This is a genomic window from Streptomyces sp. NPDC111802, from assembly GCF_055634335.1.
On record NZ_JBVKCZ010000004.1, the window covers coordinates 207,913 to 228,911 of the forward strand.

Consider the following 20,999-nt stretch of genomic DNA (forward strand, 5'->3'; position numbering starts at 1 on the left):
CGTCGATCAATTTCGAACACTTATTCAATTTACGAGACCGCTTCCCCCGCCGCATCCCCGGCTGTCTCCGTGGCCGCTTCCGCGCTACGCGGGATTCCCCTGCGAGTTCTGCCGGGTGTTCTGCGGGTTCGAGCGCTGCGTCTTCTCCGAGCGTGTCCGCTGCCAGCGGGCGAGCACCCCTTCCGGGACCTCTTCCGCGGTGAGCGCGAACACGAGATGGTCGCGCCAGGCTCCGTCGATGTGGAGATATCGCGGACGCAGCCCCTCCTCGCGGAATCCGAGTTTCTCCACGACCCGGCGGCTGGGTCTGTTCTCGGGGCGAATGCAGACCTCGATGCGGTGCAGACCAACGGTCCGGAAACAGTGGTCCACGACGAGCGCCACGGCCGTCGGCATCACCCCGCGGCCCGCCACCGCCTCGTCCACCCAGTAACCGACATGCCCCGAACACATCGAGCCCCAGGTGATACCGGCCACCGTCAATTGCCCGACCAACCGCCCCTGGTACTCGATGACGAACGGCAGCATCCGGCCCGCGTGCGCCTCGGAGCGCAGATGCCGGACCATCTGACGGTAGGTCGGCCGGTGCGCGATCGGCCCGCTGGGCGTGGGGGGCGGGATCGTCGCCTCCCACGGGCGCAGCCAGTCCCGGTTGCGTCGGTTGACCTCGCGCCAGGCCCGCTGGTCGCGCATCTTTATCGGCCGGAGGACGACATCGCCGTCCCCCAGCACGACGGGCCAGGATGGGGTGTTCAGCTCGCACCCCCGCTGCTGGGTCTGGGGTGGTCGCCGCCTCGGATCTGGTCGACGGCGTGGATCAGGAGGGGTTCCAGGACGGCCAGTCCGTCCTTCACCCCGCCACTGGAACCGGGCAGGTTCACGATCAGGGTGCTCCCCGCCACTCCGGCGAGGCCCCGGGAGAGCGCGGCGGTCGGCACCTTCCCCCTGCCGAACGCCCGGATGGCCTCCGCGATGCCCGGCACCTCGTGGTCGATCACCTCGCGGGTCGCCTCGGGGGTGCGGTCGGTGGGCGAGATGCCGGTGCCGCCCGTGGTGACGATGACGTCGTAGCCGGCCTCGACGCCGGCGCGCAGGGCGGCCGTCACGGGGTCGCCGTCGGGGACGACCTGCGGTCCGTCGACCGCGAAGCCGAAGCCCTTGAGGCCGTGGGCGATCAGCGGGCCGCCCTTGTCCTCGTAGACCCCGGCGGCGGCCCGGTTGGAGGCGGTGACCACCAGCGCGCGATACGTCATGCCCGGCTCCAGTCGCCCGACTTGCCGCCCGTCTTCTCCTCGACCCGTACGTCCGTGATGACCGCTCCCTTGTCGACCGCCTTCACCATGTCGATCACGGTGAGCGCGGCGACGGTGACCGCGGTGAGGGCCTCCATCTCGACGCCCGTGCGGTCCGTGGTCTTCACGGTGGCCTGGATCTCCACGGCGTCGTCCGCGACCGACAGATCCAGTTTCACACCGGACACCGCGAGCGGGTGGCACAGGGGGATCAGATCCGGGGTGCGCTTGGCACCCATGATGCCCGCGATGCGCGCGGTGGCCAGGGCGTCACCCTTGGGGACCCCCTCGCCGCGCAGCAGCTCGATCACGCGGGGTGAGACGAGGACACGTCCGCCGGCACGGGCCGTGCGCGCGGTCACGTCCTTGCCGGACACGTCGACCATGCGGGCCGCGCCCGCGTCGTCGATGTGCGTGAGTCGGTCCTGGGGGGATGGATCCTGCGTGCTCATGCTGGTGTGGCGCTCCCGGTCCGGGCCCGTCGCGGTGCGGCGCGAGGGCCTGCTGTGCGCGACACGGTACCGCCAACCGGGGCCCCTCAGCCGAGCAGGACCACCTCGACCTCGGTGCCGGGCTCGACGCTCTCCACGTCCTCGGGGACGACGATCAGCGAGTCCGCGTGCGCGAGGGCGGCGATGAGGTGTGATCCGGCGCCGCCGACCGGCCGCACCGCGCCGTCGGCGTAGGTCCCGCGCAGGAACTGTCTGCGTCCCTTCGGCGAGGTCAGCGCCTTGTCCGCGGTGAGGGTCGCGGTCGTGCGCGGCCGGTGGACGTCCTCCAGGCCCATCAGGGCGCGGATCGCGGGGCGCACGAACAGTTCGAAGGAGACGTACGACGACACCGGGTTGCCCGGCAGGGCGAGCAGCGGGGTGTGGTCGGGGCCGATGGAGCCGAAGCCCTGGGGCTTGCCGGGCTGCATGGCGAGCTTGCGGAAGTCGATGCCGCCGCCCGCCTCGTCCTCGTCGGCGACGTGCGACAGCGCCTCCTTGACGACGTCGTACGCCCCGACGCTCACGCCGCCCGTGGTGACCATGAGGTCGGCGCGCACGAGCTGGTCCTCGATGGTGGACCGGAGCGTCTCGGCGTCGTCGGCGACGGCGCCCACGCGGTAGGCGATGGCGCCGGCGTCGCGGGCGGCCGCGGTCAGGGTGAAGCTGTTGGAGTCGTAGATCTGGCCCTCGGCCAGCTGCTCGTCGGGCTGGACGAGTTCGCTGCCGGTGGAGAGCACGACCACGCGCGGGCGCGGGCGTACGCGTACGGTGCCGCGGCCGATCGCGGCGAGCAGGGCGATCTGTGACGGGCCGAGGACCGTGCCGGCTTCCAGCGCCCGGTCGCCGGCCTTCACGTCGCTGCCCTTCGCGCGCACATGCGCGCGTGCCTCGGCCGGCCGGTGGATGTGCACCTGGCCGTGCGCGCCCTCGGGGGCGAGGCTGCGGGCGCGCATCCCGGTCACCGGGCCCTCGCCGAGCCCTCCGTCGGTCCACTCCACCGGAACGACGGTCTCGGCGCCGGGCGGCAGCGGGGCGCCGGTCATGATGCGGGCGGCCTGGCCGGGGCCCACATGGAGGGGCTCGGCCTGGCCCGCCGCGACGTCCCCGACGACCTCCAGGACCGCCGGGAACTCCTCGCTCGCGCCCGCGACATCCGCGACCCGCACCGCGTACCCGTCCATGGAGCTGTTGTCGAACGGCGGCAGGGAGACCTGCACCGTGACGTCGTCGACCAGGACGCAGCCCTGGGCGTCGAGCAGTTGCAGCTCGATGGGTTCGAGGGGGCGGACGGTCGTGAGGATGTCCTCCAGGTGTTCGTCCACCGACCAGAGGTGGTCCTGGGCGGCGGGGCGGGGCGCGGCGGTGCTCAACTCGCTACATCTCCTCGGCTACGTAACTGCGAAGCCAGGTCCGGAAGTCCGGGCCCAGGTCTTCACGTTCGCATGCGAGTCTGACAATGGCACGCAGATAGTCGCCGCGGTCGCCGGTGTCATAGCGGCGGCCCTTGAAGACGACGCCGTGCACCGGGCCGCCGACCTTCTCGTCCTGCGAGAGCTGTTGGAGGGCGTCGGTGAGCTGGATCTCGCCGCCGCGACCCGGCTCGGTCTTGCGCAGTATGTCGAAGATGTGCGGGTCGAGGACGTAGCGGCCGATGATCGCGTAGTTCGACGGGGCGTCCGCCGCGGCCGGCTTCTCGACGAGGTCGTGCACCTTGACCACGTCAGCGTCCTCGGTGGGGTCGACGGCCGCACAGCCGTAGAGGTGGATCTGCTCGGGCGCGACCTCCATCAGCGCGACGACGCTGCCGCCGCGCTGCTCCTGCACCTCGACCATCCGCTTGAGCAGCGGGTCGCGCGGGTCGATCAGGTCGTCGCCGAGGAGGACGGCGAAGGGCTCGTGGCCCACGTGGGGGGCCGCGCACAGGACGGCGTGGCCGAGGCCCTTGGGGTCGCCCTGGCGGACGTAGTGCATGGTGGCCAGGTCGCTGGACTCCTGCACCTTCGCGAGCCGGCCGGCGTCACCCTTCTTCTGAAGGGCGGACTCCAGCTCGTAGTTGCGGTCGAAGTGGTCCTCCAGCGGTCGCTTGTTGCGACCGGTGATCATGAGGACGTCGTCGAGGCCGGCGGACACGGCCTCTTCGACCACGTACTGGATCGCCGGCTTGTCGACGACCGGCAGCATCTCCTTGGGAGTGGCTTTGGTGGCCGGCAGGAAGCGGGTGCCGAGACCCGCTGCGGGGATGACAGCCTTGCTGATCCGAGGGTGGGACTGAGTCATGCCCGCCACCTTATCCGGTGCCTTTGTAGGGAATCTGAGGCTCCGGTTAATTGGCTCTCATATGAGCGCATTGGGAAGGGAACGGGAGCGACCCATGAGTCACGCCGGACGCGCGGCCGAGCCTGACAAGCGAACGTTGCGGCGAGAACTCCTCGCGGTGAGGAACAGGTTGCCGGACGGTGACCTGCGGGAAACGGCGGCCGCGCTGGCCGTACGGGCCCTGGAGCTGCCCGAGCTGGCGCACGCGCGCGTGGTGGCGGCGTACGTCTCCGTGGGGAGCGAACCGGGCACGCTCGCGCTGCTCGACGCGCTGCGCGCGCGGGGCGTGGAGGTCCTGCTGCCCGCCCTTCTGCCCGACAACGACCTCGACTGGGGCGCGTACACGGGGAAGGACTCCCTGGCCCGTGTCCAACACGGCGGGCGGATGGCCCTCTTCGAGCCGGCCGGCGAGCGCCTCGGCCCGGACGCCGTGACCGGCGCCGACGTCGTGCTCCTGCCCGGTCTGGCGGTCGACGCGCGCGGACTGCGCCTGGGGCGCGGCGGGGGGTCGTACGACCGTGTCCTCGCCCGTCTGGAGCGCGCGGGTGCCCGGCCCGCGCTCGTGGTGCTCCTGTACGACTCCGAGGTCGTCGAGCGGGTCTCCGAGGAGCCGCACGACCGTCCGGTGCACGCGGTGGTGACGCCGTCGGGGGTGCGGCGGTTCGGCTGACGCGGGCGGCTCGAACGCGAAAAGCGGCCTCCACGCGCGTGTGGAGGCCGCTTTCCGTTCAGGAGCCCTGGGTCACGGCTTGAGCACGAGTGTGTCGCTCGTACCGTCGTCGACCGCCTTCTCGGTGAAGGACCAGTCGAGCAGCTCGCCGTCGGCCCACTTGTCCGTCTGGTCGGTGTAGTGGGCGTTGTAGGCGTGCCCGGAGGCGCCGGTGAGGTTGATCCACTTGGACTTGTCGAGGTCGCCGAGGTTGACCACCATGCGCATCGACGGCACCCAGACGACGCTGTAGCCGCCGGCCGCGTTCCAGCCGCTGGCGTTGACCGTCGCCTCGCCGCCGCTGAGCTTCCAGGGGCCGCGGTTGAGGGCGTACTGGAGGAACCCGGGGCCGTCGGTGCCGAGGGTCTGGTTCTTCAGGAACAGGCGGTGCAGCCGGCCCCAGCTCCAGGTGTCGATGTCCTTGCCGAGCTTGGCGGTCAGCTCCCAGCGGGCGTCGATCATGGCGCGCTTGAACAGGTCGTCGCGGTTGCGGTCCGCGCCCTCGCGGGCGCCCGAGTCGGGGGTCGTCCACCAGTCGCTGTTCTCGTCGTCCATGAGGCTGCGTACGACCTCGAACCAGCGGTCGCCGCCGTCCGGCTGCGCCTGGTCGGCGTCGCGCTCACCGCACTCGCGCACCTTCTCGGTCTCGTCCGCGGGCCCGGTGGTGTTGACCGGGTCGACCAGCAGGCACTGGCCCTTGACCCGCAGCTCCTTGGGCAGCTTGTTGCCGAAGGCGAGCTTGAGGATGTTGCGCCAGACCGAGTTGAAGTAGGCGGCCGCCGCGGAGTCGGCGTCCTGGGTGTAGTCCCAGCCCTGCAGGAGCTCCTGGGCGTCCCGGACGTTCTTGTCGTCGATGTCGATCTTCAGCAGCTTGGGCACGAGCAGCTTGGCGATCTCGCTGCTGTTGTCGAGCTGCATCTGGCGCATGTCGTCGGTGGAGATCTTGCCGCCGTCGTCGATCTTCGACTGGATCAGATCGGTGATGCGCTGGCTGCGGGCGCCGTAGCCCCAGTCCGTGGTGAGCGTGTAGGGGTACTTGGCCTGGTCGATCACGGCCTGGTTGGCGGTGACGATGTAGCCGCCGGCCGGGTCGTACTCGTACGGCAGCTCGTCGTCGTCGATGTAGCCCGTCCAGCGGGACTTGCGGTCCCAGCCGGGCGCCGGGACGGAGCCGTCGTAGCCCTGCGCGCGCGTGGGGATCTTTCCGGGCAGTGTGTAGCCGATGTGGTTCTCGGTGTCGGCGTAGATCAGGTTCTGCGAGGGCACGTCGAACAGGGCGCCCGCGGCGCGGAAGTCGTTCCAGTCCTTCGCCTTGTCCATGGCGAAGACGGCGTCCATGGTGGTGCCCGGGTCCAGCGCGGTCCAGCGCAGCGCGATGCCGTAGCCGTCGCCGCGGTCGGGGGCGGCGGTGTCGACGGTGGCCTTGCGGCCGACCTTGACGAGCTCGTCGCTGCGGTCGGACAGCAGAGGGCCGTTGTTGGTCTCGCGGACGACGATCTTCTTGGCGGTGCCGCCGGCGACCTTGATCGTCTCCTCGCGCGTGGTGAAGGGCACCGTCTTGCCGTCGTACATGTAGCCGTCGCCGGAGAGCTTCTCCAGGTAGAGGTCGGTGACGTCGACGCCGGAGTTGGTCATGCCCCAGGCGATGTTCCGGTTGTGGCCGATGACCACGCCGGGCATGCCCGCGAAGGTGTAACCGCTGACGTCGTACTGGCAGGCGCTGGAGACCGAGCGGCAGTGCAGGCCCATCTGGTACCAGACGGACGGCAGCGCGGCCGACAGGTGCGGGTCGTTGGCCAGCAGGGGCTTGCCGGTGATGGTGTGCTTCCCGGCGACCACCCAGGAGTTGGAGCCGATGCCGTTGCCGTTCACACCGACGGCCGTGGGCAGGTCGTCCAGGACGTTCTGGAGGCCCGCCAGCTGGCCCTGCAGGCCGGTGGAGCCGGAGGAGGAGCCCGCGCCCGTGGTGCCGTCCGCGGACGAGCCGGCGGTGGCCGAGGAGCCCGTCGAGGCGAACGTCTTGGTGACGTCGTCGTACTGACCTGCCTGGACGATCGTCTTGTTCCGGCTGTACGGGTACTCCGGGTACAGGTCGGCGATCTCCTTGGGGCCGAGGCGGCTGGTCATCAGGGCGCGGTCGATCTCGTCCTGCATGTTGCCGCGCAGGTCCCAGGCCATCGCCTTGAGCCAGGCGACCGAGTCGACCGGGGTCCACTTCTCCGGCTTGTAGTCGTTGGTGAAGCCGAGGGCCGCGTACTCCAGGGAGATGTCCTTGCTGTCCTTGCCGTCCAGGTAGGCGTTGACGCCCTTGGCGTAGGCCTGGAGGTACTTCTTGGTGGAGGCCGACAGCGTCTTGTCGTACTCCTGCTGCGCGGTCCGTTCCCAGCCGAGGGTGCGCAGGAACTCGTCGTTGTCGACCTGGCTCTTGCCGAACATCTCCGACAGACGGCCGGAGGTCATGTGACGGCGTACGTCCATCTCCCAGAACCGGTCCTGGGCCTGGACGTAGCCCTGCGCCATGAACAGGTCCGCGTCGGAGGAGGCGTAGATCTGCGGGATGCCGTAGTCGTCGCGCTTCACGTCGACCGGCCCGGACAGGCCTTCGAGCGTGAGCGATCCCTTGGTCTGCGGGAACGAGGCGCGCACGGTGCTGATGGACCAGTACGCCCCGCCGGCCACGCCCGCCACTACGGCCAGCACCAGCACGAGGACGAGCAGGCGGGCTCTGCGCCCCTTCTTCCTGCCGGACTTGCCGGGCTGCTGACCCGTGGAGGCGGTGGTGTTGGGGGGCATCGCTGTCCTTGCTGTCCTAACGCGAGCGGCAGGCGGTCCTGGAGTGCTGGAGCAACCATAGGCGCAGGGCTTGGTCGGACTTGACGCGGAGTAGGGAACCAGCACGGACTGACGTTCGATCATGCCTCCCTCTGCGTCAAGAAATCGTCAAGAGTTAGGTAAGGTAACGAAGTAGTTGGGTGCGGAGAACCGCCACTTCGTGTCCTATGTACGTGAGCTCACGCGCGTGTGCGTGTAAGCCAGGGAAGGGAACGGCCGCTGACTGTCCACGACCTCAACCAGCTCCTGCTCGTCTGCTCGCTCGTCCTGCTCGTCGCCGTCGCAGCGGTCCGGATCTCCTCGCGCAGCGGGCTCCCCAGCCTGCTCGTGTACCTGGGCATCGGCGTGCTCATGGGCCAGGACGGGATCGGCGGCATCCGCTTCGACGACGCCGAGCTGACGCAGGTCATCGGCTATGCGGCGCTGGTCGTGATCCTGGCCGAAGGTGGTCTGGGCACGAAGTGGCGGGAGATCAAGCCGGCCCTGCCGGCCGCCTCCGCGCTGGCCCTGCTCGGGGTCACGGTGAGCGTCGGGGTCACGGCGACGGCCGCGCACCACCTGGTCGGGCTGGACTGGCGGCAGGCGCTCATCATCGGGGCGGTCGTCTCCTCCACGGACGCCGCGGCGGTGTTCTCCGTACTGCGCAAGATCCCGCTCCCCTCGCGCGTGACGGGCACCCTGGAGGCGGAGTCCGGCTTCAACGACGCCCCCGTGGTCATCCTGGTGGTCGCCTTCTCCGAGCACGGGCCGATCGAGCACTGGTACGTGCTGGTGGGCGAGATAGCCCTGGAGCTGGCCATCGGCGCCGCCATCGGCATCGCGGTGGGCCTGCTGGGCTCCTGGGGCCTCAGACACGTGGCGCTGCCGGCCTCCGGCCTCTATCCGATCGCCGTCATGGCCATCGCCGTCACCGCCTACGCGGCGGGCGCGATGGCGCACGGCAGCGGCTTCCTCGCCGTGTATCTCGCCTCGATGGTGCTGGGCAACGCGAAGCTGCCGCACTGGCCCGCCACGCGCGGGTTCGCCGACGGGGTCGGCTGGATCGCCCAGATCGGCATGTTCGTCCTGCTCGGCCTGCTGGTCACACCGCACGAGCTGGGCGACGACATCCTGCCCGCGCTGGTCATCGGGCTGGTGCTGACCATGGTGGCGCGTCCGCTGAGCGTCGTGCTGTGCCTCACGCCCTTCCGGGTCCCCTGGCGGGAGCAGGCGCTGATGTCCTGGGCCGGGCTGCGCGGCGCCGTGCCGATCATCCTGGCGACGATTCCCATGGTGGGCGGGGTCGAGGACAGCCGGCGCATCTTCAACATCGTCTTCGTCCTTGTCGTCGTCTACACCCTGATCCAGGGGCCGACGCTGCCGTGGCTCGGCCGCAAGCTGGACCTCGGCCAAAGTCCCGAGCCCGCCGACCTCGGCATCGAGTCGGCGCCGCTGGAGCGGCTGCGCGGGCACCTGCTGTCCTTCGCGATCCCCGAGGGCTCCAAGATGCACGGCGTGGAGATCAACGAGCTGCGGCTGCCCGCGGGGGCCGCCGTGACCCTCGTCGTCCGGGACGGAAAATCGTTCGTTCCGCTGCCCACGACGGTGCTGCGGCGCGGGGACGAGCTGCTCGTGGTCGCCACGGATCCGGTGCGGGACGCCGCCGAGCGCCGGCTGCGCGCGGTGGGCGCGGGGGGCAAGCTGGCCGGCTGGCTGGGGACGAACGGGACGAGTTGATCGCTGATCCTGCTGTAGGTCCAGCTGATCCTGCTGTAGGTCTATTCACAGGTGGGGCACTGCATGGTGCTCATTTTCACAGGATCAACAACCGCTCTCCCTGTACTATGCAGGCGTAACCCAGATCGAACCAACTCTGCCTGACGCAGAGCTGGCGCGACCGTATGGCGGCCGGGACGTCCTTCCTCAAAGTGGGCGCCGGTATCTACCGCAGTTCAGCGCAAGAGGACAGCTCTCGGCGCCGCCCCCCACCCGAAGGGGCCGCGCTACCAGGCGGCAGAAAGGCACGGGCCGTGGCATCCACGGTCACCCACGAGCCGTCGAAGGAGTCGAAGGACTCGTCGGCCTCCGCCCGCCCCGGATACGGACAGCTGCTGCGCACCCGCGGCGCCTGGACGTTCCTGCTCCCCGGCTTCGCGGCACGCCAGCCATTCGCGATGCTGACCATCTCCATCGTGCTGCTGGTGCAGCACACCACCGGTTCGTACGGTGCGGCGGGCGCCGCCGCGGCCGTCACCGGCGTCTCCATGGCACTGTTCGCGCCCTACAGCGGCCGCCTGGCCGACCGCTACGGCCAGCGCGCCGTCCTGATCCCCGGCGTCCTCGTGCACGTCCTGTCGGGTCTGACGCTGACGGCGCTCGCGCTGGCGCAGGCGCCCCTGTGGGCGCTGTTCGTGGCGGCCGTGCCGACCGGCGCCTCGGTCCCGCAGATCGGGCCCATGGTGCGGGCCCGCTGGGGCGTGAAGCTCCAGGGCTCGCCCCTGATGACGACGGCTGCGGCCTTCGAGTCGGTCACCGACGAGCTGACCTTCGTCGTCGGCCCGCTGCTGGCCACCGCCCTGTGCACCACCGTCGACCCGGCCGCGGGCCTGGTGGCGGAGGCCGCGCTCACCCTGCTCGGCGGCCTGCTGTTCGCCGCGCAGAAGAGCACCCAGCCCTCGGTCGCCGTCGACGGGCACGCGCGCGTGGAGCACGCTCCCGCGCTGCGGATCCCCGGCGTGCGCGTGCTGATCGTGGCCTTCCTCGGCATCGGTTCCGTCTTCGGCGGCATGCAGGTCTCGCTGACCGCCTTCACCGAGTCGATCGGCGAGCCGGGCCTCAACGGCGTCCTGTACGGCACCTTCGCCGCGGGCAACATGCTCTCCGGCATCACCTGCGGAGCCATCGCGTGGAAGGTCGCCCCGCAGCGCCGCCTCCTCGTCGGTTACGCCGCCCTCGCGCTGACCGCGTCCGGGCTGTGGGCCGCGCACTCGGTGCTCGTCCTCGCGGGCCTCGGACTGCTCGTCGGCATGTGCATCGCGCCCGCGCTGATCACCGGGTACACGCTGGTCGAGGGTCTCGTCCCGGCCGGTGCCCGCACCGAGGCGTTCACCTGGCTCACGGGTGCGGTGGCGCTCGGCCAGGCCGCCGCCGTGACGGTCGCCGGACAGCTGGAGGACCGCCTGTGGGGCGGCGCCGGGTTCCTGGTGCCGATGGGCGGCACGCTGCTCGCCCTCGCGACCCTGGTGGCGCTGCGCTCACGGCTGGTCCCGCGCGCCGGCAGCCGTACGGTCGCACGTGGCGTCGGTCACCGCGTGCAGGTAGCAGTGGACTGATCGGCTGGAATACGTCACTATGGACCGTCGTTAGCACTCATCGAGTGAGAGTGCCAGGAGGAAGACAGTGCCCACCTACCAGTACCAGTGCACCGAGTGCGGCGAGGGCCTCGAGGCGGTGCAGAAGTTCACCGACGACGCCCTGACCGAGTGCCCCAACTGCCAGGGCCGCCTCAAGAAGGTGTTCTCCGCGGTCGGCATCGTCTTCAAGGGCTCCGGCTTCTACCGCAACGACAGCCGCGGCTCCTCGTCGAGCAGCTCGCCGGCGTCGTCGTCCAAGTCGACGTCCTCCTCGTCCGACTCGTCGTCCTCTTCCTCTTCCTCGTCCTCCTCGGACTCGAAGACGTCGAGCACCGGCACCTCGTCCAGCAGCTCCGCCGCGTAGAGGCCACCACTTCTTACGGGATCCTGTCGTCGTCCGACGACAGGATCCTCGGCGTTTGCGGGTGCGGTTAGGGTGCGGACATGGCGAACAAGGCGAACGTCGAACTCGGCGTGATCGGCGGCTCCGGTTTCTACTCCTTCCTCGACGATGTGACCGAGATACAGGTGGACACCCCGTACGGGCCGCCCAGCGACTCCCTCTTCCTCGGCGAGATCGCCGGCCGGCGGGTCGCCTTCCTGCCCCGGCACGGCCGCGGCCACCATCTGCCGCCGCACCGGATCAACTACCGCGCCAACCTGTGGGCACTGCGCTCGCTCGGTGTACGCCAGGTCCTCGGCCCGTGCGCGGTGGGCGGCCTGCGCCCCGAGTACGGGCCGGGCACGCTGCTGGTGCCGGACCAACTGGTCGACCGGACGAAGTCCCGGGTGGGGACGTACTTCGACGGGCTGCCGCTGCCCGACGGCACCGTGCCGAACGTGGTGCACGTCTCGCTGGCCGACCCCTACTGCCCCACCGGGCGGGCGGCCGCGCTGAAGGCGGCGCGCGGGCGGGACTGGGAGCCGGTGGACGGCGGCTCCCTGGTCGTGATCGAGGGACCCCGATTCTCGACCCGTGCCGAATCGTTGTGGCACCAGGCGCAGGGCTGGTCGGTGGTGGGCATGACCGGCCACCCCGAGGCGGCGCTCGCCCGTGAACTGGAGCTCTGCTACACGTCGTTGACCCTGGTCACCGACCTCGACGCGGGCGCCGAGACCGGCGAGGGCGTCTCCCATGACGAGGTGCTGCGGGTGTTCGCGGCGAATGTGGACCGGTTGCGGGGGGTTCTGTTCGACGCGGTGGCGGGGCTGCCGGCGAACGAGGAGCGGGACTGCCTCTGCACCACGGCGCTGGGCGGGATGGATCCGGGGTTCGAGCTGCCGTAAGGGCTCGCACCCCTGGGGAGACGGCCGCTGGGGAGACGGCCGCTGGACGGGCGGAACTCCTCGTTCGGGTGGGGGACTTGTCCACAACCGATCGGTAGTCCACGGGCTCCGACGGGCTTCGGCGCGATGCCTCATCGTGGGCTCGCAAGCAGTTCCGTCGTCCGTCGTCGCTGGTGGTGGTCCCCATGTCCGTTGCTCCGTCGTTCCCTTCCTCCTCCGCTCCCCTCGCTCCGCTACCGCCGGGCACGGACGCCCCGGCCACCTGCGAGGTACCGCACTTCGCCCCGGTGCGGGTGCGCGGCGGGCGGTACCGACCACGCCGGCTCGGCCGGCACCGGAGGCGGGCCGTGGCGGCCGGGCTCGCCGTGACCGCGGCGGCGCTCGTCGCTGCGGGCCCGCGGGAGGCCGACCCGGCGCGCGGGCATCCGGTGGCGGAGCCGGTGCGCCAACACCGGGTCGTCGGGCGGGTGTCCGCGCCGGTGCGGATCGCCGACGGCGCCACCGTACGGCTGTTGCGGCCCGGCGACCGGGTCGATGTGATCGCCGCCGAGGAGACCGCGACGGGCGGGGACGCCCAGGTGGTCGCGAGCGGGGCGCGGGTGACAAGGGTGCCCGAGCCGCTGGACACCGCTGCCGACAGCGGGGCGCTGGTGGTGCTGTCCGTGCCGCGCGCCACGGCGACACGTCTCGCGGGCGCGAGCGCCACGGCGCGGCTGGTGGTGACGCTGTGCTGAGCCGGATCAAGCGCGACCCGCTGTCAAGTCGTTCGATGCGGGGGACCGATTGGACAGAACGGCCGAGCGCTGACGTAGGTTGCGGAGCGGTCTGTTCCACAACGTGTGTGTGCGAGGGGTGGCTCCGAAGTGAGCGAGAACAAGGAACCGAGCGTCTGGCAGGGCTTCAAGGCCTTCCTGATGCGCGGAAACGTCGTCGATCTGGCCGTGGCGGTGGTGATCGGTGCAGCCTTCACCAACATCGTGAACGCGGTGGTGAAGGGGATCATCAGTCCCCTGGTCGGAGCGATCGGCACCAAGAACCTCGATCACTACAGTTCGTGCCTGAGCTCGACGTGCGAGGGCGAGCAGGGGATCCAGATCCTGTGGGGCTCGGTGCTCGGCGCCGCGCTCAGCTTCGTGATCACCGCTGCCGTCGTCTACTTCCTGATGGTGCTGCCCATGGCGAAGTACCTGGCCCGGATGGAGGCCCGCCGCAAGGCGAAGGAGGGCACGCAGGAGGTCATCGAGGTGACCGAGCTGGAGGTACTCAAGGAGATCCGCGACGCGCTGGTCGCCCAGCGCGGTTCGGGGCACGACGAGCGGTAGCGGCTCAGAGGTGGTGGGGCGGCTTCTCGTCGAGGAAGCGCTTCAGGTCGGCCGCGCTGTCGCCGGAGCCGCCCGGCCGCTCGCCCCACCCGCGGTCCGTGTCGTCCGAGGACTGCTGGTCCAGCGGGTCGTCGAAGACCAGCGCGGCCTTGGGCTCACGCGGCTCGGGGGCGTCGGGGGCGGGGGTGGTGCTCATGCGTCCAGGGTACGGCCCCCGCGACGACGGCCCCCGCCGCTGCCTCGCGGGTGATTCCCTGCGGGAGAAATTCCCCGCTCCATCTGCTGTGCTTGACCCCATGACGTCCAGTTCCACTCCCGCGCCGGACTCCCCTCGCCCGCCCGGAGGCCGTCGCCCACTGCGCAGGCTCACCGCCCGTGGACGGGGTGAGACGCACCGGGTCGCCACTCCGCTGGAACTCTTCTTCGACCTGTGTTTCGTCGTGGCCATCGCCCAGGCGGGCATCCAGCTGGTGCACGCGATCGCCGAGGGCCACCCGGGCCAGGGGATCCTCGACTACGCGATGGTCTTCTTCGCCATCTGGTGGGCGTGGATGAACTTCACCTGGTTCGCCTCCGCCTACGACAACGACGACATCCTCTACCGGGTCGTCACCCTGATCCAGATCGCCGGTGTGCTGGTCCTGGCGGCCGGGGTCTCCCAGGCGTTCGAGGACCACGAGTACCTGGCGGTGCTGCTGGGCTATGTGATCATGCGGCTCGCCATGGTGACGCAGTGGCTGCAAGCGGCCAGATCGAGCGACGGCCCGGAACGGACGATGGCCCTGCGGTACGCCGGCGGTGTGCTGCTGTGCCAGATCGGCTGGGTGGGCCTGGTGCTCCTGCCCGAGAACGCCAGACCCTGGCTGTTCCTGGTGATGGCCGTCCTCGAGATGTGCGTGCCGCCGTACGCGGAGAAGGACCACCCCACGTCCTGGCACCCGCACCACATCGCCGAGCGGTACGGGCTGTTCACGATCATCGTGCTCGGCGAGACCATCGCGGCGGCCACGGTGGCCGTCAAGACCGGCATCGACGAGAACGACGCGCTGGGCGAGCTGCTGCCGATCGCCGCGGGCGGACTGCTGATCATCTTCGCCGCCTGGTGGATCTACTTCGTGGTGCCGATCCACGGCCATCTGCGCTCCAACAAGCAGGCGTTCCTGTGGGGTTACGGCCACTACGTGGTCTTCGCCTCGGCGGCCGCGATCGGCGCCGGTCTGGAGGTGGCGGTCGAGCAGGCCATCGGCAAGGCGCACATCTCGACGCTGGCCGCGTCGGCCGCGGTGACCCTGCCGACGGCGCTCTATCTGCTCACCGTCTGGGCGCTGCACTCGCGTTACTTCAAGGTGGGCATCGCCCAGCAGACAGTGCTGCCGGCCACGGCCCTGCTGGTGATCTGCTGCACCTTCCTGGGTGAGTGGGCGGTGTTCACGGCCGGCCTGGTCACGGCGTGCGCGGTGGCGACCGGGGAGACGCTTGCGGCGCGTATGAGAGCCCGGGAGCGCGGGACGGCGGTGCCGGCGCCGATGGCCTGATCGACCCGGCCCGGTGCCCGACTCGGTGGGCGCGGCTGGACGAGACTGGCCCCATGACAGTTGACGCTCTGACAGATGTCGCCGGGCTGCGGGTGGGACACGCGACGCGCACCGGGGACGGTTGGCTCACCGGCACCACGGTCGTCCTCGCGCCCGAGGGCGGGGCCGTCGCCGCCGTGGACGTGCGCGGCGGTGGTCCCGGCACCAAGGAGACGGACGCGCTCGATCCGCGCAACCTCGTGCAGAAGGTCGAGGCGATCGTGCTGACCGGCGGCAGCGCGTACGGGCTCGACGCGGCGTCCGGGGTGATGGCCTGGCTGGAGGAGCAGCGGCGCGGGGTGCGCGTGGGGGTGGATCCGGCGCATGTCGTGCCGGTGGTGCCCGCCGCCTGTGTCTTCGATCTGGGGCGGGGCGGCGACTTCCGGGCACGGCCGGACGCGGGCACCGGGCGGGCGGCGGTCGAGGCGGCCGCGGCGAGCGAGGCCGGCGCGTCGGTGCGGCAGGGCTGCGTGGGCGCCGGCACCGGAGCCACCGTCGGGCCGGTCAAGGGCGGGATCGGCACCGCGAGCAGGGTGCTGGACTCGGGGATCACGGTGGCCGCGCTGGTGGTGGCCAACGCGGCGGGGTCGGCCGTGGATCCGGAAACGGGGGTGCTGTACGGGGAGTTGCTGCAAGGGCGGGTGGAGTACCCGCAGGAGAAGGTGCACCAGGCCGCGGGCCGGCGACTCGCCGAGACCGCTGCGCGCAACGCGCCGCCCCCGTTGAACACCACGCTCGCCGTGGTCGCCACCGACGCGGACCTGTCGAAGGCGCAGGCGCAGAAGCTGGCCGGCACCGCGCACGACGGCATCGCGCGGGCCGTGCGGCCGGTGCATCTGCTCAACGACGGGGACACCGTGTTCGCGCTGGCCACCGGGGAGCGCCCGCTCGACGCGGGGAATCCGCTCGCGCTGAACGAGATTCTCGCGGCGGGCGCGGACGCGGTGACGCGGGCGATCGTACGGGCCGTGCGGGCGGCGGAGTCGGTGGACGGGGCGGGTGGGGTGTGGCCGTCGTACGGGGAGTTGTACGGGAGCAACGGCGGCGAGAGCTGACGGACGGCTCACCCCCCTTCCCCGTCCCTTCCCCGCCCGCCCCTTCCCCGCCCGCAGCTCTCCCGCCACTGCGCGCGAGGGATTGTCGCGGTTCTGTCACGTGATGGCATTCACCGCGAACGCGGGGAACCCGCTCCAGTGGCGGGGGCCTCTTCCTCCGTGGAACGAAACGTATCCCGCAGATCGCATGAAGATGGAGCAGATCTTGACAACGCCGGACATAGCAGCGCGGCGCACGCTGGGGGCCTGTGCCGCCCTGATGATCGGCGCTCTGACGCTCACCGCCTGCGGTGGGGGCGCCAACGCCGACAACGACGGCAAGGGCGGCGAGGACTCACCCGGGAAGTCCGCCGCGAAGATCGTGATCTCGGCGAAGAACGGCTCGACCGGGGCGTCGATCAACTCGACCGGTGTGAAGGTCAGCGACGGCAAGCTGACCGAGGTGAAGATGACGGTGGCGGACAGCGGGAAGGCCGTGCCGGGCTCCCTGTCGGCCGACGGGGGCACCTGGAAGCCCGCGGAGCAGCTGGAGCGGGGGACGAAGTACCAGGTATCGGCCACCGCGAAGGACGGGGACGGGCGCAGCACGGCCGCCGACTCCACCTTCACCACCGTCAGTTCGAGCAACAGCTTCATAGGGACGTACACGCCCGACGACGGCACCACGGTCGGCGTCGGCATGCCGGTGTCGTTCAACTTCGACAAGGCGATCAGCGACAAGAAGGCCGTGCAGTCGCACATCTCGGTCACCTCCAGCAGTGGCCAGAAGGTGGCCGGGCACTGGTTCGGCACACAGCGGCTCGACTTCCGGCCCGAGGAGTACTGGAAGGCCGGCTCCAAGGTCACCATGAAGATCGACCTGGACGGCGTGGAGGGCGCGAACGGCGTCTACGGCGTGCAGAAGAAGACGGTCACCTTCACCATCGGGCGCTCGCAGGTCTCGACCGTCGACGTCAACACACAGACGATGACGGTCGTGCGGGACGGCGCGACGATCAAGTCGGTGCCGATCTCGGCGGGCAGCTCGGAGTTCTCCACCTACAACGGGCAGATGGTGATCTCCGAGAAGTACAAGAAGCTGCACATGGACAGTCGCACGGTCAACCTCGCCGACGCGTACGACATCAAGGACGTGCCCAACGCGATGCGGCTGACGACGTCGGGGACCTTCATCCACGGCAACTACTGGTACAACAAGGGCAATCCGCCCTTCGGCAGCCAGGGCACCAGCCATGGGTGCGTCGGCCTTCAGGACGTGAAGGGCGGACAGGGGGCCACGCCCTCCAAGTGGTTCTTCGACAACTCGCTCATCGGCGACGTGGTGATCGTCAAGAACTCCCCCGACAAGAACGTGACGCCGGACAACGGGCTCAGCGGCTGGAACATGACGTGGAGCGAATGGGTCGCGGGCAGCGCCGCCTGATCCACTCCTCGCCCCTGAAGTGCCGTCCGAACAGGGATTCTTGACAGTTCACCGGGCCGCGCGGGAACTTCTCGCGCGGCCCGCGCGTTTTACCGGACGTACGTTTTCTCGGTTCCCGGACATGATGTCCGACTGAGGGGCTACGGTATGCACCCACAAGGTGACATGCAGCAACGCCGGGAGAAACCTTGAGCGTTCCGTACGAGACGGCAGCGTACGAACCACCCGAGTCGCCGGAGTCTCCGGAGGAGCATCTCGCGCGACTCCTCGGCCGCGCCCTGAACTCCTTCGAGTTGCCCGACGAGGCGATACGGCGGCTCGACTGTGCGCTGGCTCACGACAGCTCGCTGCACTCCGCGCACCACAGCGCGGGGCTGCACCGCGAGACGTACCGGCACACCTGGCTGCTGGCCGACGGGTCGGCGCTGACGCTGTGGGAGCTCGTCCACAACACCGCGCGGGGCCGCGACCCGCAGCACGAGGTGTACGCGGACGAGGAGGAGCTGCGCGCCGCGACCGCGCGGCTGCCGCTGCCGCAGGACGCGCCGGACTTCGAACTGCCGGTGACGGTGCAGCTGTCGCCGATCCCCGCGCCCCGGCACGCGTATGTGCCGGACGACTCGGCGGACCACGCGCGCCGGCTGCTGCGCCGGGCGGAGAACGCCGACCGGCCGGGCACGGAGACGGCCGCGCTGCTGACCACGGCGTGCGCGCACCAGATCACGCAGGCCTTCGGGCGCCCAGGCCGTGCGAGCCGCGCCGGGCTGTGCTTCTCGCTCTACGAGCATGCCTTCCTGCTGCGCGACGGCGAGGAGGTCTCCCTGTGGGAGGTCGAGCACACGGCGACGCCGGACGGGCGGCACATGTGCGAGGTGTACACCAGCGAGGACGCGGCGCGTGACGCGATGGAGCGGCGGGCGGCCCAGGTGCCGTAACACGCGGCCTTTCAGCGGCCGTCGTTGAGCTGTCGCATGAGGCCCGCGAAAGCATCCCGTTCCGCCGGGGTGAGTTCGACGGCCTCCAGCGCGGGGGCGGTCTGCCGCTGGTGCGGGAGGCCGGGGAGCTTCGGGTCCGCATGCCATGAGGTCGCCTGGGGGCGGGTGCGGCGCAGGATGCGGGCCAGTCCGATCACCCACAGCGCGGCCGCCAGGGCGAGGACGACCGGACCCAGCAGCTGGAGGATCGAGACGTTCTCAGGCATGCGCTCCAGTAGACAACACGGTCCGGGCCTTTGGGCCCGGACCGTGACGTATCTCGCAGGTGCCGTGAACAACTCACAGCGCCCCAAAGGGACAAGCGGGAGCCTTACGCGGCGACCGGCTGCTTCGCCTCGGCCGCCTTCGCCGCCGGGGACACGGAGTCCGCGACGCCCTCCGGCGCCGTCTTGCGCATGCCCTTCAGCAGGATGACCAGGCCCGCCGTGACCGCTGTACCGGCCGCGATGGCCAGCAGGTACAGGAACGGCTTGCCGATCAGGAAGGTGACCCAGATGCCGCCGTGCGGGGCGCGCAGGGTCGAGCCGAAGGCCATGGTCAGCGCGCCGGTGACCGCGCCACCCGCCATGGAGGCGGGGATCACGCGCAGCGGGTCGGCCGCGGCGAACGGGATCGCGCCCTCGGAGATGAAGGAGGCACCGAGGACCCAGGCCGCCTTGCCGTTCTCGCGCTCGGCGGTGGTGAACAGCTTCTTGCGGATGGTGGTGGCCAGGGCCATGCCCAGCGGCGGGACCATACCGGCGGCCATCACGGCGGCCATGATCTTCATCGCGGAGTCGCTGGGCGCCGCGACCGAGATGCCGGCCGTGGCGAAGGTGTAGGCCACCTTGTTGACCGGGCCGCCGAGGTCGAAGCACATCATCAGGCCGAGCAGGACGCCGAGCAGGACGGCGTTGGTGCCGGAGAGGCTGTTCAGCCAGTCGGTGAGGCCCTTCTGCGCCTCGGAGATCGGCTTGCCGATCACCACGAACATCAGGAAGCCGACGACCGCCGAGGAGACCAGCGGGATCACCACCACCGGCATGATGCCGCGCATGACCGGCGGGATGTTGATCCGCTGGATACCGAGGACCACACCACCGGCGATCAGACCGGCGACCAGACCACCGAGGAACCCGGCGCCGATCGTCACGGAGATCGCGCCGCCGACGAAGCCGGGCACGAGCCCTGGCCGGTCCGCCATGCCGTACGCGATGTACCCGGCGAGGACCGGGACGAGGAAGCCGAACGCGGCCGCGCCGATCTGGAACAGCAGTGCGCCCCAGCTGTCGACCTGGCCCCAGTCGAAGTGCTCGGTGACCGACTTGGCCTCGTTGATCTGGTAGCCGCCGATCGCGAAGCCCAGCGCGATCAGCAGACCGCCGGCCGCGACGAACGGGACCATGTAGCTCACGCCGGACATCAGCCACTTGCGCAGCTTGGTGCCGTAGCCCTCGCCGGGCTCGCCCGTGCGCTCGACGGGGGTGCCGGGCCGGGCGGCCGCCGTGACCTCACCGCGGGCCGCCTTCTCGCGCACCTCGGCGATGAGTTCGGCGGGGCGGTTGATGCCCGCCTTCACGCCGGTGTCCACGGTCGGCTTGCCGGCGAACCGGTCCTTCTCCCGTACGGCCACGTCGTGGGCGAAGATCACGCCGTCCGCCGCCGCGATGACGGCCGGGTCGAGCCGGGTGAACCCGGCCGAGCCCTGTGTCTCGACGACGAGTTCGACGCCCGCCTCGCGGCCCGCGTTCTCCAGCGACTCGGCCGCCATGTACGTGTGGGCGATGCCGGTCGGGCAGGAGGTGACGGCGACGATGCGGAAGGGGCGCTCGGTGGCCGTAGCCGCGGGGGTGGTGCCCGTGGCGGCGTCGGCGGAGGCCGCCACCGACGACGCCACGGAGTCCTGGGAGGTCCCGGCGTCGGAGGACTCGGCCGCCGGGGGCTCCTCGCCGCGGATCAGCGCCGCCGCCGACGCCGCGTCGCCCACGGACCGCAGCGCGTCCGTGAACTCGGTGTTCATCAGCTGCCGGGCCAGCGACGACAGGATCGTCAGATGGGCGTCGTCCGCGCCCGCCGGAGCGGCGATCAGGAAGATCAGGTCGGCCGGGCCGTCCGTCGCGCCGAAGTCGATACCGGCGGCGCTGCGCCCGAAGGCGAGCGTCGGCTCGGTGACGTGCTCGCTGCGGCAGTGCGGGATGCCGATGCCGCCGTCGAGGCCGGTGGGCATCTGTGCCTCGCGGGCGGCCACGTCGGCGAGGAAGCCCTCCAGGTCGGTCACCCGGCCCAGGGCCACCATGCGTTCGGCGAGGGCGCGCGCCGCCGCTTCCTTGGTGTCGGCGGACAGGTCGAGATCGACCAGGTCCGCGGTGATCATGTCGCTCATCGCGGGCTC

General features: G+C 70.7%; 20 protein-coding genes. 11 read left to right on the plus strand and 9 right to left on the minus strand.

Features of this window, described 5'->3' with window-relative positions; all coding sequences use genetic code 11:
* Nucleotides 1-84: 84 nt before the first annotated feature.
* The 5 genes from ACZ7NC_RS05775 to galU all read right to left on the minus strand — a co-directional run bounded on the left by ACZ7NC_RS05775 (nucleotide 85) and on the right by galU (nucleotide 4,060).
* Nucleotides 85-732 carry a GNAT family N-acetyltransferase gene (locus tag ACZ7NC_RS05775; RefSeq protein WP_471485209.1) on the minus strand — a complete coding sequence of 216 codons (648 nt, stop codon included), beginning with the start codon at nucleotides 730-732 and terminating at the stop codon, nucleotides 85-87.
* A gap of 20 nt (nucleotides 733-752) precedes the next feature.
* Complete coding sequence (locus tag ACZ7NC_RS05780) at nucleotides 753-1,253, minus strand: MogA/MoaB family molybdenum cofactor biosynthesis protein (RefSeq protein WP_471485211.1); 501 nt, start codon at nucleotides 1,251-1,253, stop codon at nucleotides 753-755.
* Complete coding sequence (gene moaC / locus ACZ7NC_RS05785; RefSeq protein WP_471485213.1) at nucleotides 1,250-1,744, minus strand: cyclic pyranopterin monophosphate synthase MoaC; 495 nt, start codon at nucleotides 1,742-1,744, stop codon at nucleotides 1,250-1,252. The genes ACZ7NC_RS05780 and moaC overlap by 4 nt, the downstream gene beginning before the upstream one ends.
* 86 nt (nucleotides 1,745-1,830) lie before the next feature.
* The gene (gene glp, locus ACZ7NC_RS05790) at nucleotides 1,831-3,153 is read right to left on the minus strand and encodes a molybdotransferase-like divisome protein Glp (RefSeq protein WP_471485214.1); all 1,323 of its coding nucleotides are present in this window, start codon (nucleotides 3,151-3,153) and stop codon (nucleotides 1,831-1,833) included.
* Nucleotides 3,154-3,157: 4 nt separating this feature from the next.
* Nucleotides 3,158-4,060, minus strand: a complete 903-nt coding sequence (galU, locus tag ACZ7NC_RS05795; protein WP_471485216.1) for a UTP--glucose-1-phosphate uridylyltransferase GalU — start codon at nucleotides 4,058-4,060, stop codon at nucleotides 3,158-3,160.
* A 94-nt stretch (nucleotides 4,061-4,154) separates the two neighbouring features.
* Between galU and ACZ7NC_RS05800 the strand changes: the two genes are divergently transcribed.
* A complete protein-coding gene (locus ACZ7NC_RS05800; RefSeq protein WP_471485217.1) occupies nucleotides 4,155-4,769 on the plus strand; it encodes a 5-formyltetrahydrofolate cyclo-ligase in 615 nt (204 codons plus the stop codon).
* Nucleotides 4,770-4,841: 72 nt separating this feature from the next.
* On the opposite strand, the gene ACZ7NC_RS05805 is transcribed toward ACZ7NC_RS05800, so the two are convergent.
* Nucleotides 4,842-7,601: a penicillin acylase family protein gene (locus ACZ7NC_RS05805; protein ID WP_471485219.1), complete on the minus strand. Its 2,760-nt coding sequence runs from the start codon at nucleotides 7,599-7,601 to the stop codon at nucleotides 4,842-4,844.
* A 228-nt stretch (nucleotides 7,602-7,829) separates the two neighbouring features.
* Between ACZ7NC_RS05805 and ACZ7NC_RS05810 the strand changes: the two genes are divergently transcribed.
* The 6 genes from ACZ7NC_RS05810 (at nucleotide 7,830) to mscL (ending at nucleotide 13,581) form a co-directional block, all read left to right on the plus strand.
* Complete coding sequence (locus tag ACZ7NC_RS05810; protein ID WP_471485221.1) at nucleotides 7,830-9,356, plus strand: potassium/proton antiporter; 1,527 nt, start codon at nucleotides 7,830-7,832, stop codon at nucleotides 9,354-9,356.
* A 293-nt stretch (nucleotides 9,357-9,649) separates the two neighbouring features.
* Complete coding sequence (locus ACZ7NC_RS05815) at nucleotides 9,650-10,951, plus strand: MFS transporter (protein ID WP_471485223.1); 1,302 nt, start codon at nucleotides 9,650-9,652, stop codon at nucleotides 10,949-10,951.
* A 67-nt stretch (nucleotides 10,952-11,018) separates the two neighbouring features.
* Nucleotides 11,019-11,336, plus strand: coding sequence for an FmdB family zinc ribbon protein (locus ACZ7NC_RS05820; protein WP_471485225.1), 318 nt, complete (start codon nucleotides 11,019-11,021; stop codon nucleotides 11,334-11,336).
* A gap of 80 nt (nucleotides 11,337-11,416) precedes the next feature.
* Complete coding sequence (locus tag ACZ7NC_RS05825; protein WP_471485227.1) at nucleotides 11,417-12,259, plus strand: S-methyl-5'-thioadenosine phosphorylase; 843 nt, start codon at nucleotides 11,417-11,419, stop codon at nucleotides 12,257-12,259.
* Nucleotides 12,260-12,444: 185 nt separating this feature from the next.
* Complete coding sequence (locus ACZ7NC_RS05830; protein WP_471485228.1) at nucleotides 12,445-12,993, plus strand: hypothetical protein; 549 nt, start codon at nucleotides 12,445-12,447, stop codon at nucleotides 12,991-12,993.
* Nucleotides 12,994-13,122: 129 nt separating this feature from the next.
* A complete protein-coding gene (gene mscL, locus ACZ7NC_RS05835) occupies nucleotides 13,123-13,581 on the plus strand; it encodes a large conductance mechanosensitive channel protein MscL (protein ID WP_471485229.1) in 459 nt (152 codons plus the stop codon).
* 4 nt (nucleotides 13,582-13,585) lie between these two features.
* Here mscL and ACZ7NC_RS05840 read toward each other — a convergent pair whose 3' ends face one another.
* A complete protein-coding gene (locus tag ACZ7NC_RS05840) occupies nucleotides 13,586-13,777 on the minus strand; it encodes a hypothetical protein (RefSeq protein ID WP_471485231.1) in 192 nt (63 codons plus the stop codon).
* A 100-nt stretch (nucleotides 13,778-13,877) separates the two neighbouring features.
* On the opposite strand from ACZ7NC_RS05840, the gene ACZ7NC_RS05845 reads away from it, so the two are divergent.
* The 4 genes from ACZ7NC_RS05845 to ACZ7NC_RS05860 all read left to right on the plus strand — a co-directional run bounded on the left by ACZ7NC_RS05845 (nucleotide 13,878) and on the right by ACZ7NC_RS05860 (nucleotide 18,568).
* Nucleotides 13,878-15,116, plus strand: coding sequence for a low temperature requirement protein A (locus ACZ7NC_RS05845; RefSeq protein WP_471485233.1), 1,239 nt, complete (start codon nucleotides 13,878-13,880; stop codon nucleotides 15,114-15,116).
* Between the two features lie 53 nt (nucleotides 15,117-15,169).
* Nucleotides 15,170-16,210, plus strand: coding sequence for a P1 family peptidase (locus ACZ7NC_RS05850; RefSeq protein ID WP_471485235.1), 1,041 nt, complete (start codon nucleotides 15,170-15,172; stop codon nucleotides 16,208-16,210).
* Between the two features lie 205 nt (nucleotides 16,211-16,415).
* Nucleotides 16,416-17,633, plus strand: a complete 1,218-nt coding sequence (locus ACZ7NC_RS05855; RefSeq protein WP_471485237.1) for a L,D-transpeptidase — start codon at nucleotides 16,416-16,418, stop codon at nucleotides 17,631-17,633.
* 188 nt (nucleotides 17,634-17,821) lie between these two features.
* Complete coding sequence (locus tag ACZ7NC_RS05860; protein WP_471485239.1) at nucleotides 17,822-18,568, plus strand: DUF6227 family protein; 747 nt, start codon at nucleotides 17,822-17,824, stop codon at nucleotides 18,566-18,568.
* Between the two features lie 11 nt (nucleotides 18,569-18,579).
* Here ACZ7NC_RS05860 and ACZ7NC_RS05865 read toward each other — a convergent pair whose 3' ends face one another.
* Nucleotides 18,580-18,834: a hypothetical protein gene (locus tag ACZ7NC_RS05865; protein ID WP_471485241.1), complete on the minus strand. Its 255-nt coding sequence runs from the start codon at nucleotides 18,832-18,834 to the stop codon at nucleotides 18,580-18,582.
* A 104-nt stretch (nucleotides 18,835-18,938) separates the two neighbouring features.
* Nucleotides 18,939-20,990, minus strand: a complete 2,052-nt coding sequence (locus ACZ7NC_RS05870; RefSeq protein ID WP_471485243.1) for a PTS fructose transporter subunit IIABC — start codon at nucleotides 20,988-20,990, stop codon at nucleotides 18,939-18,941.
* Between the last annotated feature and the right edge of the window lie 9 nt (nucleotides 20,991-20,999).